General features: G+C 45.8%; 16 protein-coding genes. 7 read left to right on the top strand and 9 right to left on the bottom strand.

Going from position 1 to position 14792, the window contains the following annotated elements; translation table 11 throughout:
• Positions 1-105: 105 nt before the first annotated feature.
• Positions 106-390, bottom strand: a complete 285-nt coding sequence (locus V7Q33_RS15165) for an ArsR/SmtB family transcription factor (RefSeq protein WP_331976180.1) — start codon at positions 388-390, stop codon at positions 106-108.
• Positions 391-548: 158 nt separating this feature from the next.
• A complete protein-coding gene (locus tag V7Q33_RS15160) occupies positions 549-1928 on the bottom strand; it encodes an ATP-binding cassette domain-containing protein (RefSeq protein WP_333820371.1) in 1380 nt (459 codons plus the stop codon).
• Between the two features lie 279 nt (positions 1929-2207).
• Between V7Q33_RS15160 and V7Q33_RS15155 the strand changes: the two genes are divergently transcribed.
• Positions 2208-2429, top strand: coding sequence for a hypothetical protein (locus V7Q33_RS15155; RefSeq protein WP_331976980.1), 222 nt, complete (start codon positions 2208-2210; stop codon positions 2427-2429).
• Between the two features lie 73 nt (positions 2430-2502).
• Here V7Q33_RS15155 and V7Q33_RS15150 read toward each other — a convergent pair whose 3' ends face one another.
• Both V7Q33_RS15150 and V7Q33_RS15145 read right to left on the bottom strand, forming a co-directional pair.
• The gene (locus tag V7Q33_RS15150) at positions 2503-3420 is read right to left on the bottom strand and encodes an alpha/beta hydrolase (RefSeq protein ID WP_331976982.1); all 918 of its coding nucleotides are present in this window, start codon (positions 3418-3420) and stop codon (positions 2503-2505) included.
• Positions 3417-3797 carry a hypothetical protein gene (locus V7Q33_RS15145; RefSeq protein WP_333820370.1) on the bottom strand — a complete coding sequence of 127 codons (381 nt, stop codon included), beginning with the start codon at positions 3795-3797 and terminating at the stop codon, positions 3417-3419. Before V7Q33_RS15145 ends, V7Q33_RS15150 begins: the two co-directional genes overlap by 4 nt.
• A gap of 171 nt (positions 3798-3968) precedes the next feature.
• Between V7Q33_RS15145 and V7Q33_RS15140 the strand changes: the two genes are divergently transcribed.
• Complete coding sequence (locus V7Q33_RS15140; RefSeq protein ID WP_331976986.1) at positions 3969-4376, top strand: MerR family transcriptional regulator; 408 nt, start codon at positions 3969-3971, stop codon at positions 4374-4376.
• Between the two features lie 56 nt (positions 4377-4432).
• Here V7Q33_RS15140 and V7Q33_RS15135 read toward each other — a convergent pair whose 3' ends face one another.
• The 3 genes from V7Q33_RS15135 to miaA all read right to left on the bottom strand — a co-directional run bounded on the left by V7Q33_RS15135 (position 4433) and on the right by miaA (position 7367).
• The gene (locus tag V7Q33_RS15135) at positions 4433-4870 is read right to left on the bottom strand and encodes a hypothetical protein (RefSeq protein WP_333820369.1); all 438 of its coding nucleotides are present in this window, start codon (positions 4868-4870) and stop codon (positions 4433-4435) included.
• Positions 4871-5130: 260 nt separating this feature from the next.
• Entirely contained in the window at positions 5131-6429 is a 1299-nt protein-coding gene (locus tag V7Q33_RS15130; protein ID WP_333820368.1) for a glycosyl transferase, read from the bottom strand.
• A 44-nt stretch (positions 6430-6473) separates the two neighbouring features.
• Positions 6474-7367, bottom strand: a complete 894-nt coding sequence (gene miaA / locus V7Q33_RS15125; RefSeq protein WP_333820367.1) for a tRNA (adenosine(37)-N6)-dimethylallyltransferase MiaA — start codon at positions 7365-7367, stop codon at positions 6474-6476.
• Positions 7368-7637: 270 nt separating this feature from the next.
• Between miaA and V7Q33_RS15120 the strand changes: the two genes are divergently transcribed.
• From V7Q33_RS15120 to V7Q33_RS15110, 3 genes are read left to right on the top strand one after another with little or no spacing between them, the layout of a single operon-like run.
• The gene (locus tag V7Q33_RS15120) at positions 7638-7913 is read left to right on the top strand and encodes a hypothetical protein (protein WP_331978604.1); all 276 of its coding nucleotides are present in this window, start codon (positions 7638-7640) and stop codon (positions 7911-7913) included.
• The gene (locus tag V7Q33_RS15115; RefSeq protein WP_333820365.1) at positions 7910-8671 is read left to right on the top strand and encodes an MBL fold metallo-hydrolase; all 762 of its coding nucleotides are present in this window, start codon (positions 7910-7912) and stop codon (positions 8669-8671) included. Before V7Q33_RS15120 ends, V7Q33_RS15115 begins: the two co-directional genes overlap by 4 nt.
• Positions 8672-8728: 57 nt before the next feature.
• Positions 8729-10276, top strand: coding sequence for an NFACT RNA binding domain-containing protein (locus tag V7Q33_RS15110; protein WP_333820364.1), 1548 nt, complete (start codon positions 8729-8731; stop codon positions 10274-10276).
• Between the two features lie 178 nt (positions 10277-10454).
• Here V7Q33_RS15110 and V7Q33_RS15105 read toward each other — a convergent pair whose 3' ends face one another.
• Positions 10455-11084, bottom strand: a complete 630-nt coding sequence (locus V7Q33_RS15105) for an NUDIX hydrolase (protein WP_331978610.1) — start codon at positions 11082-11084, stop codon at positions 10455-10457.
• 4 nt (positions 11085-11088) lie between these two features.
• Positions 11089-12105 (bottom strand): tetratricopeptide repeat protein, encoded by a 1017-nt coding sequence (locus V7Q33_RS15100; RefSeq protein WP_333820362.1) that lies wholly within the window; start codon positions 12103-12105, stop codon positions 11089-11091.
• Positions 12106-12544: 439 nt separating this feature from the next.
• On the opposite strand from V7Q33_RS15100, the gene hisG reads away from it, so the two are divergent.
• Both hisG and hisD read left to right on the top strand, forming a co-directional pair.
• Complete coding sequence (gene hisG, locus V7Q33_RS15095) at positions 12545-13405, top strand: ATP phosphoribosyltransferase (RefSeq protein ID WP_333820361.1); 861 nt, start codon at positions 12545-12547, stop codon at positions 13403-13405.
• Between the two features lie 40 nt (positions 13406-13445).
• Positions 13446-14732: a histidinol dehydrogenase gene (hisD, locus tag V7Q33_RS15090; RefSeq protein WP_333820360.1), complete on the top strand. Its 1287-nt coding sequence runs from the start codon at positions 13446-13448 to the stop codon at positions 14730-14732.
• The last annotated feature ends 60 nt before the right edge of the window (positions 14733-14792 follow it).

Raw genomic sequence — 14792 nt, 5'->3', positions numbered from 1 at the left:
AAAGAGCCCGGATTTTCAGGCTTTGTATTGCTAAAAGCGAAAGTGCGTCTCTTTAGTTCATCGATACATTGAAATTCTTCAATATATTTTCAGAAAAAATTTTCGTCACACGAATTTAAATTGATTAATGCAGCCTGTGTATTCCTTCAGCAGCTTCTCATTCAGGATATATTTGTGATTTCTGCCCTCTTTTTCAGGCTCTACTAAGCCGGCTTCAATCAAAACTTTGATGTGGTGGCTCACAGAAGGCTGTGCCAGGTCAATTTCTTCCTGTATCTGCGAACAATGGCCACAGCCACCCTTTTTCGAGATATGCTGAAGTATCTTCAGGCGGTTGGTATCTCCCAACGCCTTCGATATCTTCTCTATTTGTTTTGCACTGAGTGCCATATATTTTATTGAAAGATGTAAATATATCAATCACCAATAAGTACGCAAACCGACAGGTAAAAGTTCGGGGAACGCTGGTCGTTACGTTAGCCGTTATCCGTTACAAGTTAATCGTTAATGGACGTTTCGGGTAACGTGTAACGATTAACGGACAACGGTTAACCGATATGAAGCCGGTGCTGCGTCCAGCGGGCCATGTCGCGTTCGTAGTGCGTGATCAATACCAGCGTTGTGTCTGCATGAAGATGCTCCTGCAAATAACGGCTCACGCGTTCTTTCGCAATGGGGTCAAGAAACTGGAAAGGTTCATCCAGCAACAGTAATTCTTTATCAGTTAAAAGTACGCTGATGATGAGCATCAATTGCAGTTGTCCTGACGACAAATGTTTCACAGGCTTGCTGAGAAAAGCGTCTGCTTCAAAATACGTAACGATATCATTTAGCTTCTGTCGCGATACTCCCCGATGTTGCTCCAGTATATATTCGTGACCCGTCATGGTAATGTGCTGCGGACTCAGGTAGCTCGACAGCTCCGGGCCGAGGTAATTGATTCTGCGTTTGATATCCCATATTGATTCACCACTGCCTCTGCGTTTACCAAACAAATATACCTGCTGGCTATAGGCCATGGGGTGATCTGCAAAGATCAAACTGAAGAGTGTTGTTTTACCCGAACCATTTGGTCCTGTAAGTGCCCAGCGTTCGCCTTTATATATAGTCCAGTTCAGATCGCGGATAATATCACGTTCACCATACCGGATGGTAACGTTCTTCATCTCCACCACGGCTATACCATTGCCTGCAGGTAATGATGTAATGGGCGGTGGAGGTAATTCGTTTTGAGATACTACTTCCGCTATAGCATGTATAGCACCATTCTTCAACACAAGTTTCCGGTTGATCACAGCCGGCAAGTGATGCTCATGATCTGCAACCACAATCGAAATACCCTGTGTGTGTGCAAGGTGATCGAGAAATGAAATAAGATCCTCCCGACTTCCATGATCCAATCCCTCGAAGGGATAATCGAGCAACAGAAGATTGGGCAACGCATGCACCAGACTTTTCAGTATCAACACTTTCTTTAACTGTCCGTTGGAGAGTCGTGTTACTTCGAGATCGAGCAGGCGGTCAATATTAAAACTCGGTGGAAAATCTAATATATGCAGGCGGTGTACATCATCGCCAAACAGATCGCGCACGCATGGAATACGCTCATCCCCGATCGAATAATAGCGTTGCTGGTAAAACAACTCCTGGTTCTTCAGAAAGGTTTGTATGGCATGCGCCGGTATATATAGTATTTTCTTTTTGCGCTCGGCATACCGTTCATCCCAGCTGCTGCCCTGTATAAAATCGTAAATCACTTCACCCTGCACGGGATGTGTTACTCCTGCCAGTAATTCCAGCAACAGCGTTTTACCACTGCCATTGTCGCCACACACCACCCAATGCTCCTGCGAACCGATCGTCCAATTAAGATTTTCGAACAGTCGTTTGCCTGACTTTATTACGCCTATATTTTGGAGTTGAACCATGCAACAAAACTAAGGAGCGCAGGGTAATTTAAAAGCACAACGGGGGCTATACCTGTAAAACTATATATAAAGTTACAAGCTGCTGGCTTCTGGTTGCCAGGCATGGGAGTAGTGATTGGGTGTGGGAGAAAAAGTAACAGGGTTACCGTTGGTTATAAAATGGTATAACATATAAAATAACGGTGATATAAAATGCTGATTTTATCGGAGCAAACATTAAACGCCTTGATTATAAATTTGTTAGTAGTAAATTGAGTAACCGTTACACGTATTTGACTCATGGAAAACGAAAAGCTGGAGTTCTTCAAACTCGATGAGATCGACCGAAAGGTACTGCTTTGGTTACTGGCTCATGTTCCTCAAAAATCAGTTATTGCCTGGATTGATTACGTTGCCATTGAATACCGGCAAAGTAAAGCTGTACTTATTGACAGTGAAAAGCTTCTGACCGAAATGCAGGACGAGGTATTGCAACGACCGGATGACAGTTTCAGGGTATAGCACATAATTTATTGAATCTGGCCAGTCTTTATTTCAACCTGACATAGTGTTGTTATCTGTTACACGTTATCCGTTAACGTGTAACGGCTATAAATTCCATGCATGTTTGCAAAGTAGCTTCATCGCGTAATATGCGCACGTGCCCCAGCCCTGCTGTTATTTTCAATGTAGCGTGTGGATAGGCGTTACTTAATAATGTTGCATTGCGAATTGAGATTTCTTTATCATGCTCGTCATGCAGAATAAGCCAGCGTGTGGCAGGATTTAAACGGGTAGCAAAGTATGCTGCCGTAAGCTCATGAAACGGGCGATTGAATGTACGGTATATATAATTCCTGAGATGTCCAATTGCTTTCGCCGATGCATGAAGACGTGCCGCATATTCGTGCAATATTTCCTCGGCGTCTGCGGGTGTGGCAATGGTAACGAGTGTGTTTACCGGCAGTCCTTCTGCTAACGCAAATACAGTGGCAGCACCGCCAATCGAGTGAGCTATAATAGCTTCTATCTTTTTTACATGTGCGTGGAGTGCATGAATGGCATCTTTAAATTCCACAATGTTGGTGCGCTTGCCGGGAGAGTTTCCGTGAGCCGGTGCATCAAACGCTATAACCTGATAACCGTTGGCTGTAAAATACTCAATGAAACTTCTGAATTGTCCTGCACGACCAGCCCAGCCATGTACCAGCACAATGGCAGGTCCGCGGCCCCATGTATATACCTGCACCGACAGATGTCCGGCCTGTACTGTATAGGTCTCTGCCCGTTGCAATACATTTTGCTCGGCTTCCGGTATAGCAAACTTCCAGGGAGTAAAGAATCGTTTGGTAAAGAACGATCGCGCATAGCGTGGAGCAATAGCTTCCAGCACCGGAAACATGCGCTGCATAACCAGCAGGTTCCAGGGGAGGCGTGGTTTCCTGGAAGGGGATAATAATGTTGTTGCTGTTTTACTCACACTGGCTGAGATTGATACATTTTCCATGATCATAGTACATGAAGTTTAACTACGACACCTTTTGTTTTATGATTGATGGTGCAGTTTAACACAACGGTGTAGGTACCGGCCGCTGCTGACGGTGTAGTGGTGATAACAGCTGCATAAGCCGCAACATCGTCTTGATGTTGATCAAAGCTCACACGCACACCCTCCGGTAATTGTGATGCTATGCCGAGTGTTGCTTCTCCGCGCTGAAAGCTTTTTGATCGTATCACTTTCAGATCAAGCGTTACCTGGTTTCCAGCCTTTACTTCTACTGAGTTCGTTGCTGACTTCATCACAAATTCTTTCTGTGGAGCATCGACCGACTGGGCCTTCAGCGAAAGCGAGCCTGCAAGCAAAAGAAGTATACCGAGGAGCTGTTTCATGCGCTTCAAAAATTATAGTTAAATCAAAATCTTCGTTGACAAAGCGAAGGTATAGCGTAGAGTATAGTCGACTGTCAAGAGAAAATGCATGGATTTTTTGGAGGCGATGTGTTAATTTTAATTCATACTACAACCTTAGAGTATAGTCTACGGTCGTTAAACACTTTGCTTATGCTGATCGGAGAACTTTCACAGAAGACCAATTTGTCGCGGCACACCATCCGGTTTTATGAAAAACTGGGATTGATTGAAGTGCCTGAAGAATCGAGGCGAAAGAATAATTACAAGGAGTATCCGGAAGAGACGCTGAGCCGCATTAATGCTATTAAAGAGATCACGGCCAAAGGATTTACCCTGAAAGAAGCACGCGGCATTATTACACTGGTAAATGCAGGGACGCTGGATGCTGAACGGGGAAGGAAATATCTGACCCGTAAGCTCAAAATGGTAGAACAACAGATCGATGATCTGCTGCGCACCAAACAAAACCTGGAACACATGATTGCTGAATGCGGTACGGAGATGTGCGAAGTAGCGAAACTTGTGCACGGAAAGAATTACGAACCACAGGTACATTAAAAATAAGGCCGGTCTGCCTCGGCAAACCGGCTGAACAACATCCGGGATTTGGGCTCCTAGCGATTGTCTTTTTCCGAATCTTCACAAACAAACTCCACAAACTCTTTCCACTCGGATGGCGAAGGAGCATTGTTCTGAAACAATTTCATTAACTGCGCTACGATCTCGGGGTGAAGCTTGAAAGCATCTACGATACTCGTTATAAATTCTATTTCACGGTCGTTTACCAGGCTATCGGCGTAAATGATCTGCATGAGGTCATACAGCATGTTCATGCGATTGTTAATAGACTCCGGCAGGAATATATCGCAGGTTCCAGGGTTCTCGATCAACTCGTTTATCTGCCATTCTTTCAATCCACGTTTCGTACCGATCTTTTGGATCAGGCTCTTCTCTTCGTCATCCAACTGCCCGTCCGATGACGCAAGACAGATCAGGTTTCTCAAATAGTTACGTTTGTAACTGGTGCGCTGATGTTCAAAGAAAGTTGTCATGGCAAATTCTGGTCTCTTTTGACATCACTTTACAAAAGCGACACCAACCGCTGTCACCTGTTGATTTTTTGCCCCAATCATTTTCAAAATGTTTTAAAAAACATGGTTTTCAAGGGCATGCTCATTGATTCTAATAATATATGTTTCACTTTATATCGCATGTAAGATCTAAGGGCAATTCGCAGAAATTTCCAAAATGGGAAATAAACTTAGAAAACCGTTCAACACTGGAACACTCAATTTGCCCTATTGAACGATCATTACAGCATTTCGACGAGGGTCCTGGTAATGGCCCCGCGTGAATAGGCCTGATACCCGGAGGGCTGTATAGTATTTCCGGGGCGCTTCCAGGCTTCCAATTTCTCCATAATAAATGCCTGTATAGCAGCCGCGTGACTTCCATCGATCATGACGCCAGCACCTGTATGGTTCAATAGCATAGCGGCATCACCTTGCTCAGGACCAATTCCTAACACGGGCAAACCGGTAGCCAGGTATTCAAACAGCTTTCCGGGCATGTATCCTTCTGCATCTTTATACCCCGTAAGCACCAGCAGCAGAATAGCCGACTCACCATAAAGTTTCATTAATTGCTTATGGGGTATAGTAGGTGTGAACGTTGTTATTTTTTTCAGCACATCATCGTTTTGCACAAATGCTTTGAAATCAGGGTGCACTTCTCCTACAAAATCAATCACTAATTCACTTCGCAAGGCTGTTTGTTGCAAAAGCAGATTTTTGACCGCGAGCATGAATGGACGCGGGTCACACTTCTCATTCACAATGCCAGCATGGCGAAGAATAAATTTTTCATGCTTCATGATCGCAAGGTTTTTGAAATCCTCTTCGTCATAACCATTCGTGAGCAACTTCACCGGCCGACCTGACAGCTTTTCAAATTTGCGCACATAGAAGGGGGTTATGGTAATAACCTCATCTGCAGTTTTCGTTACTTGTGCTTCCAGCTTGCGATGTATGCTACGGGCGATGCTTCCCACTCTTAAGCTATCCAGAAATCCCCACTCACTCCACGGATCACGAAAATCGGCGATCCATTTCAACGATGTTTTTTTTCGTTTGAGATTCAACCCAATCAGGTGAACGCTGTGTGGCGGCCCGGTGGTAATAATCGTTGTGATGCCGTGATCATCCAGGTACTTCAGTAAGAATTTAACTGACGGTTTTACCCAGAACACGCGCGGATCGGGAATAAAAAAATTGCCACGCACCCACGTGCTTACTTGTTGAAAGATCGATTTCTTCTTCACCGATACAAGATCCGTTGGCTTCGCTGATTTCCTGCTTCCTCCAAACAGTCCTGATAATTTGAAGAATGCTTCGTACGGCTCCCATATCGGAAAGTGAATGATCTCGGCTTCTTCCGGCACATCGCGCAACAGTGATTCATCACGAATAGCGAAAGAAGGGTTGGCAGGAGTAAATATATAGGGCTTCCATCCCAACGATGGAAGGTACTTGGTAAACTTCAACCAGCGTTGCACACCACTGCCTCCGCTGGGCGGCCAGTAATAGGTTATGATCAATACTTTCTTTTCCATCAACAAGATCGAGATAAATCGGTCTTCACTATATATTCACGCGGCTAGTTAATCAAATTTAATATAGCTTGTATATCCTGCGGATTCATCCACACCGTCTCTTCATCTCTTTTAAACCACGTAAGCTGCCGCTTGGCATATCGGCGCGAATTGCGCTTCAATAAACGAATCGCCTCCTCGCGATCGTACTGGTTGTCGATATAGTTGAAAATCTCCTGGTAGCCCACCGTTTGCAATGCATTATGATTCCGGTAGGGATAGAGTTGCTGCGCTTCTTCAAACAAGCCGGCAGCGATCATCTGATCCATCCGGTCATCGATGCGTTTGTACAGGACTTCGCGCGGCAGTTCAAGACCAATCTTTATTACCTGGAAAGGATGCTCCAGCTTTGCCTGCCTGCGAAAGGATGCGATGGATTGACCGGTACCAATCTTCACTTCGAGGGCGCGCATCAGCCGGTGAGGATTCTGCTGATCGAGTGTTGCAAAGTGCTCCGGGTCAAGTTGCCGCATCTGCTCCTGCAACCAGGCGATGCCGTGCCTTTCAAAATTTTCCGTGAGCTGTTCACGAATTTCGTCCGGCACATCGGGTATATCATCGAATCCTTCCAGCACTGCTTTCACGTAAAGGCCGGAGCCACCACACAATACAAGGTGCGTATGTGTTTTAAAAAGCTGGTGGATCAACGCCAGCGCCTCACGACCGTAGGAAGCAGCATCGTAATCTTCTTGTATTGAATGGCTGTTGATAAAATGATGCGGCACGCGCTGCAGTTCGGCTTCATCCGGCTTTGCCGTGCCGATGGTCAATTCTTTGTAAATCTGTCGCGAGTCGGCCGATATGATCTCTGTCTTCAACCGCTCCGCCACCTCAATGGCAACAGCCGTTTTCCCCACTGCAGTTGGCCCGACAATAACGATTAGTTTGTGTTCCTTCATTTTCGCGTGTAAGATAAGCCGCGCGTGGGGAAAGTCCGAAGATGAAAGGCTGAGACGAACTGGAGTCCGAAAGTCAGGAGTCCGGAAGTCCGAAAGCAATTGTCTACGGTCCGGGATTTTACTTCCTGTCGCTCAGTTCACTATCAGCTCTTACATCTTTCGGACTTTCCGACTTCCATCTCTCGGACTTCCGGACTTTCCGTCTTCCAGACTTCGGAACTCCCCGACTCTCCGACTTATTTTTTATCTTGCACGCAGAACACAACCACTATGATCAAGTATACAACGCAGTTTCTGTTAAAGCTCGAGGAGATGATCACGGAATCGGACTATACGCTCCGTTATGAAAAGGGAAATTTCAAAGCCGGTTATTGTGTGTTGAAAGACCAGAAGATCATGATCGTGAATAAGTTTTTTACCACAGAAGGAAAGATCAACGCATTGCTGGATATTCTGAAGGGCGTAACGCTCGATCCCACCAGGTTTTCTGAGAAGAGTCAGAAACTTTACGAAGAACTTAGTTCACAACAACAGACTGCCGCTTGAAAGTAACGTTTCTCGGCACGGGCACATCGCAAGGGGTACCGGTGATTGGCTGTAACTGTGAAGTTTGCCTGTCGCTTGATTTCCGCGACAAGCGGTTGCGTACGTCTATACATCTCGATATTCAGGGCCAAAGCTGGGTAGTAGATACGGGACCGGATTTTCGCCAGCAGATGTTACGCGAACATGTGCAGCGACTGGATGCTGTTATCTTCACGCATGCTCACCGCGACCATACTGCCGGTTTGGATGATGTGCGGGCCTATAATTTTCTGCAGCAGATGGACATGCCGATATATGGCACAAAGCCTACGCTGGATCAACTGCGCATTGAGTATGCGTATGCATTTGAGAAGAATGCCCCGCTGGGACTTCCCCGCCTCAACCTGCATGAGATTGATGCAAAACCGTTCTCAATACAAGGCATTGAAATTATACCGCTGCCGGTAATGCATCTGCGCATGCCGGTGTTGGGATTTCGCTTTGGCAACTTCAGTTATATTACTGACGCGAACTTCATTCCGGATGAAACGCTGGAGCGATTGAAAGGCACGGAGATACTAGTATTGAATGCCTTGCAACACGAGCGCCATGTATCGCATTTCAATCTCACCGAAGCGTTGGCGATAGCGGAGAAGATCAATCCCGGGAAAACATACCTCCTTCACATGAGTCATAAGCTGGGGCTGCACGCTGCTGTAGAAAAAGGACTGCCAGACAATGTAGCACTGGCATACGATGGATTGCAGTTAGACATCTGACTATATACCTGATAATCGTTTACTTTGTGCACGAACTGATCAACTGTTTCCGTAACCGTGCACAATAATTATTACTTTCTTCGCCAGCTTAGTCACGCACTCACTCCACTCTTGCAGGGCACGGTTGTGTCTGAATGTTTCAGTCAGAATAAAGATGAACTTATCATCCGGTTTGAAACACGTACCGATCCGTTCTTTATCAAAGCAAGCCTCGACCCTGCATTCTCTTGCCTCTCGTTTCCGCGCGAGTTCAATCGTGCACGCAAGAACAGCGTAGATCTTTTCGAAAAACTGATTGGCCACTATGTAACGGGAATTCGTCAGTTTACCAATGAACGAAGCTTCGCGATACTATTTACAGAAGACATTACACTTCTGTTCAAAATGCATGGCAATCGCTGCAACATCATTCTGTTTGAAAAAAATATACCGATAGAACTTTTCAGAAATAACATTGCTGGCGATGCAACACTTGATATGGATACGCTCGACCGGACGATTGACTGGAGCTACGAAGCGTTTCTGCAAAAGCGTTCCAATCTGCAAGCTCTGTATTTTACTTTTGGAAAAATTATCTGGAAATATTTAGCGGCGAAAAAATTTGAAACGCTTTCTCCCGAACAGCAATGGCAAGAGATACAAGCTGTGAAGCAACAATTGGAAAATCCAACATACTTCATCGCACAGGCGGATAGTGTATATTTATCGTTGGTGCGTTATGGAAATATTGTTGGCGAGTTTGGGGAGCCGCTCAAAGCTATTAACGATTTCTTTTATACCTATACTCACCAGGCAGCTTTTATTCGCGAGAAAGCTTCTGCCATGGCAACACTGCGAAACAAAATTCAAGGCAGCGAACAATACTATCAAAAGACCTTCGATAAGCTTGCGGAAGTTGAGAACGATCAACACTATAAAATCTGGGCTGATCTGATCATGGCGAACATGCACCAGATCAAACCGGGTATGGACAAGATTATGCTTCCGGATTTTTACCACGAGAATAATCTCATCGAGGTAAAGCTCAAGAAAGATATCTCCCCGCAAAAAAATGCGGAGGCATACTACCGCAAGGCGAAGAACCAGCATATTGAGATCCAGCGACTGCAACAATCCCTCGAAACAAAGGAGAAGGAGATCGCCCGGTTAAAGCAACAACTGCAAATCATAGAAGGTGCTGATGAACTGAAGTCGCTTCGCAAGACTATATCGCGCGAAGGGCTCGCAGATGAAAAAGAAAAACAGTCTGCTCCCCTGCCCTTTCATGAGTTCGAGCATAGCGGCTTTCGAATCTGGGTAGGGCGCAATGCACAGAGTAATGATATACTTACTTTCAAGTATGGATTCAAAGAAGACTTATGGCTGCATGCGAAAGATGTAGCGGGCTCGCATGTGCTGATCAAATACCAGTCGGGTAAAAACTTTCCAAAAGATGTTATTGAACGCGCGGCACAGCTTGCAGCCTATAACTCCAAACGAAAAACAGAAACACTTTGTCCTGTAGTAGTTACACCCAAAAAATTTGTGCGCAAACGAAAAGGCGACCCGGCAGGAGCAGTTGTTGTGGAGAGGGAGGAAGTGATTTTAGTAGAACCGATGAAATAGTGCTGGCCTCTGGCTACAAGCTGCCAGACAATTGGGACTAATGTGTGTATTTTTTTCTGTGCAATTCTGTGATTTCTGTGGGAACAATTGGCTGTTTAAATCCAGTGGCATAGAAATCGCAAAGAAGAATGCAAGTTACACAAAGATACCTAGCGGCTTGTAGCCAGTTAGCCAGAGGCTATTCCAGTTCACGTACAATCAGGCGAAGCTCATTCAGCATCATCGCTGTAGCGCCCCATACGATCTCACTTTCTATATCGAAATACGGAGCCATCATTCTATATTGCCCGGCTGCAATGATTTCCTTTTGTAGCACGGCCTCTTCTCTCAGCAGATCGAATAAATTACAGGACAAAATTCTAACTACTTCGCGTGCATCGGGAGTAAACATAGGCTTCTCCATCGTAGCTACTACGGGCGTTACCATAAAATTACTGGGGATTACAAAAAAATTGGAGAGCCTTCCGAGCACATTTACCTGCGAGGCGTCTATACCAATTTCTTCATGTCCCTCGCGCAACGCTGTTTGTATATAGTCTTCACCGGCTTCAGCTTTTCCTCCCGGTAGACTGATCTGCCCGCTGTGTGCCCCGGTATATTCGGGACGTTTGATGAGCGGAAACTTTACAATTCCATCTTCTTCGTACAAAAGAATCAGTACACTCCCCGGGCGAGGTGGCAACTTATGCTCAAATTTAGGAATCACGCTGCCGATCGGTGTTGCCCGCATCGGTTCGTGGGCCAGCGCCCCCGGCAACTCCTTCAGCAACCGTTCTGCTATCTTTTGTTTCAGCGCTTCAAAGGTCATAATACTACTTGCACGGTTTCATCGTAGTGCTGCCGCCTTCGTTGTTCTCAACTGACTTTTTATACGCCTTACAGGCATTGTCGAAATCTTTTACCTGCAGATAGACTTCCGCCAGGTATATATATACTTTATCAATGAATGGGTCCATCGACTCGGCCTGCTTCAATACCCGCAGGGCATCATCATACTGCTTCGTCATCAGGTAATATATACCCTTGTTGCGATAGGCCCAGGCATTGTAGGGATCAAGGCTGATACTCTGGTCGATGTCGGCATGCGCTTTTTCCAGTTCGTTTGTCATCAGGTATATATAGCCGCGGTTGTTCAGAAAGAACGGATCTTCCGGCTTTACGGCGAGAGCCTTTGCCAGCCACGTACTCGCGCTGGTATAGTCTTTCTTCTCTGCCTCAATCATGGCCAGTGCATTTAACGCATTGGCTTCTTTGGGATTGATGGCAAGCGCCTGCTGCAAAATCACCGAAGCACTATCAAACGACTTCTTATAAAAATAAAGTGTCCCTATGTTCACCACAATCTCCGGGTCTTTCGGGTTCAGCGATCGCGCTTTCTCAAACGCTTTCAAGGCTTCGTTAAACTTGCGTTGCTTGGTGAGCACCAGCCCTTCGGTGAAATATACCAGCGCAGTATCAGGCTTGGCCCGCTTAACTTTTTCGAGGTCTTGCAGGGCGCTATAAAATTCGTTTAACTCGTAACTGGCGTTGGCGCGATTCAACAACGCATCGGTATAACCGGGTTTGCATTGCAATGCTTTATTATAGAAGGTAACGGCTTCGGCATATTTTCGCTGGGCGAAGTAGAGCGTCCCCAGGTTATTCAAGGCATCGGCAAAACAGGAATCCAGTCGTAAGGCTTCGTTGAAATATCGTTCTGCCGCTTCAGCATTGCGCTGCACGATCTGTTCGTTACCCTGCATCAGATAACGTTGTAACCTTGTCTCTTTACTGTCGCCGCAACCGATCGTTACTACCCATGCAAACACGAAATATAAAATCCTTCTCATGCGATACCTTTCCATATTAAGCTTCAATGTTAACGCTATTTCAGCAAATTCATTCCTTAAACTTGATAATCATGGCGGCCTCTGTACATCCGGCATGGGTGGCAGTAGAACGTCTCTCCAAACGTTGGTTAGCCGCTATAATGTTCCTCGCTATAGGAGCAATCATCTTATTTCAGCTATGATTTTCTTTTTTATGAGTTACAGATTTTGAGTTGTCAGAACTATTTAATTTATTCGCATCGCTTTAGAACAATGAACAACAACATCACATCAGGCTTGCACCACCACCATCATGGAAACGACACGATGCGTGGCACTGCCTTTTAGTGATTTTTGAATACGAATTTCAGGGCTTGTCACGGTGTGGCAAGCCCTTTTTGTTTATCCATTTTTGAAATGAAACAGCATCAGCGCAACATCGCTGACCTAAAAAAAATATATGAGCACCTTGTTACGAATCGCCATTCAAAAATCGGGACGCCTGCAGGAAGGATCACTCGAACTGCTCAAAGAGAGCGGACTGTCTTTCAGCAACGGCAAAGATCAACTGAAGACACAAGCCCGGAATTTTCCCGTGGAAGTCCTCTTTCTCCGCGATGATGACATTCCGCAATATGTAGAAGACCGTGTGGCTGATGTCGGTATTGTGGGTGAAAATGTATTCATTGAAAAGCAAAGAAAAACTGAACTGGTAAAGCGTCTTGATTTTGCCAAGTGCCGCCTGTCGATGGCCGTGCCGCGCTCTGAAAATTATACCGGTGTACAGTGGCTGCAAGGCAAAAATATAGCGACCTCCTACCCGAACATCGTAAAAGGATTCTTAAAGAAGAACAACATTGAAGCCGGTATACATGAGATCAGCGGTTCGGTAGAAATCGCTCCCGGTATAGGTCTTGCCGATGCCATCTGCGACTTGGTAAGCACTGGCAGTACGTTATTGAGCAATGGCTTGAAAGAAGTAGAAGTTGTGCTGCAATCGGAAGCCGTGATCATCGCAAATCCTCAGCTTGATACCGAAAAACAAAAGATACTCGACAAACTCTTGTTCCGCATTGAAGCCGTGCGCAAGGCAAAGAACAGTAAATATATACTGATGAATTGCCCCAACGAGTCGATTGAAAAAATTACCACGGTAATTCCTGGCATGAAGAGTCCTACCATTATACCCCTGGCACGCACAGGATGGAGCTCGTTGCATTCGGTAGTAGATGAAAATGATTTCTGGGAACGCATTGACCAGCTTCGTGAATTTGGTGCCGAAGGCATACTGGTTGTACCGATCGAAAAAATGATCGTGTAGAAAAAGCAAAACATACAACTATATATCTGTCTCTGATCTTATGAAGATATACAACAATCCATCACCCGAAACGTGGAGCGAACTGTCCAAACGTCCTCAGCTTGAATTGGAATTTCTGGATAGCTCGGTTCGCAATGTACTCAACCGTGTAAAAAAATCCGGTGACGATGCGCTACGGGAGTTCACTCTGCAATTCGACAAGGTTTCCATCCAGGAGCTACGTGTAAGCGATGCAGAGTTAAATGAAGCTGAGCAATCTCTTCCGGCTTCCCTGAAGAAAGCCATCACAACAGCCGCTGCCAACATCGAAAAATTTCACGCAGTCCAGAAACGCGATGTATTGAAAGTGGAAACAACACCGGGAGTTGTATGCTGGCGCAAAGGCGTAGCGATCGAAAAAGTAGGTATATATATACCCGGTGGTTCCGCTCCCTTGTTCTCAACGGTATTGATGCTGGGAGTTCCGGCAAAATTAGCCGGTTGTAAAGAAGTTATACTTTGCTCACCGCCCGACAAGTCGGGCAAGATAAACGCAGCCATTCTCTTTGCCGCCAAGTTGGTGGGCGTTACAAAAATATTTAAAGTCGGAGGAGCACAGGCTATAGCCGCCATGGCATTCGGTACGCAGAGTATTCCCAAAGTGCACAAGATATTCGGGCCCGGCAATCAGTACGTAACCAAAGCCAAGCAACTGGTGATGGAAGAAGGACTTGCCATCGATATGCCTGCCGGACCATCGGAAGTATTGGTGATGGCCGATGAAACAGCCGATGCATCGTTCGTAGCAGCGGACCTCCTTTCACAAGCCGAACATGGTGAAGACAGTCAGGTGATGCTGGTACTCAACAACGAAGCTATACTGGCTGCTATACAAGAAGAGATCAGTCAACAACTGGAACAACTGCCCCGAAAATCCATCGCTGAAAAATCGCTGGCCAACAGCCGTGTAATTATACTGGCCGACGAGCAGAAAGCACTTGCGTTCGTTAACGAATATGCACCTGAGCACTTGATCATCAACACCAAAAATGCAGAGGCCATCGCTGGCGCCGTTATCAATGCTGGTTCTGTGTTTATAGGCAACTATTCTCCGGAAGCCATTGGAGACTACGCTTCGGGCACCAACCATACACTTCCAACCAATGGTTTTGCCAAAGCTTTTGCAGGAGTATCGCTCGAGAGTTTTATGAAATATATAACCTTCCAGCAACTAACCGAAGAAGGCATCCGACATTTAGGCCCTGTAGTAGAAGAGATGGCCGAAGCCGAACAACTCGCAGCTCACAAGCACGCGGTAAGCGTGAGGCTCGCGAGGCTGAAAGTTTAAAGCTAAAAGTTCACTACCAACAACACGCACACCTACGCACCTAAACACTTACACACTTCA

Origin of the sequence: Ohtaekwangia sp. (assembly GCF_036786105.1) — a bacterium.
Classification (GTDB): Bacteria; Bacteroidota; Bacteroidia; order Cytophagales; family Cyclobacteriaceae; genus Ohtaekwangia.
The sequence above is the reverse complement of the archived record's forward strand: the minus strand, read 5'-3'. Positions and strand labels throughout refer to the sequence as shown.

Coding starts and splice junctions, on each gene's coding strand:
- V7Q33_RS15165 (WP_331976180.1), bottom strand. CDS start 390: ATGGCACTCAGTGCAAAACAAATAGAGAAGATATCGAAGGCGTTGGGA.
- V7Q33_RS15160 (WP_333820371.1), bottom strand. CDS start 1,928: ATGGTTCAACTCCAAAATATAGGCGTAATAAAGTCAGGCAAACGACTG.
- V7Q33_RS15155 (WP_331976980.1), top strand. CDS start 2,208: ATGGAAAACGAAAAGCTGGAGTTCTTCAAACTCGATGAGATCGACCGA.
- V7Q33_RS15150 (WP_331976982.1), bottom strand. CDS start 3,420: ATGATCATGGAAAATGTATCAATCTCAGCCAGTGTGAGTAAAACAGCA.
- V7Q33_RS15145 (WP_333820370.1), bottom strand. CDS start 3,797: ATGAAACAGCTCCTCGGTATACTTCTTTTGCTTGCAGGCTCGCTTTCG.
- V7Q33_RS15140 (WP_331976986.1), top strand. CDS start 3,969: ATGCTGATCGGAGAACTTTCACAGAAGACCAATTTGTCGCGGCACACC.
- V7Q33_RS15135 (WP_333820369.1), bottom strand. CDS start 4,870: ATGACAACTTTCTTTGAACATCAGCGCACCAGTTACAAACGTAACTAT.
- V7Q33_RS15130 (WP_333820368.1), bottom strand. CDS start 6,429: ATGGAAAAGAAAGTATTGATCATAACCTATTACTGGCCGCCCAGCGGA.
- miaA (WP_333820367.1), bottom strand. CDS start 7,367: ATGAAGGAACACAAACTAATCGTTATTGTCGGGCCAACTGCAGTGGGG.
- V7Q33_RS15120 (WP_331978604.1), top strand. CDS start 7,638: ATGATCAAGTATACAACGCAGTTTCTGTTAAAGCTCGAGGAGATGATC.
- V7Q33_RS15105 (WP_331978610.1), bottom strand. CDS start 11,084: ATGACCTTTGAAGCGCTGAAACAAAAGATAGCAGAACGGTTGCTGAAG.
- V7Q33_RS15100 (WP_333820362.1), bottom strand. CDS start 12,105: ATGAGAAGGATTTTATATTTCGTGTTTGCATGGGTAGTAACGATCGGT.
- hisG (WP_333820361.1), top strand. CDS start 12,545: ATGAGCACCTTGTTACGAATCGCCATTCAAAAATCGGGACGCCTGCAG.
- hisD (WP_333820360.1), top strand. CDS start 13,446: ATGAAGATATACAACAATCCATCACCCGAAACGTGGAGCGAACTGTCC.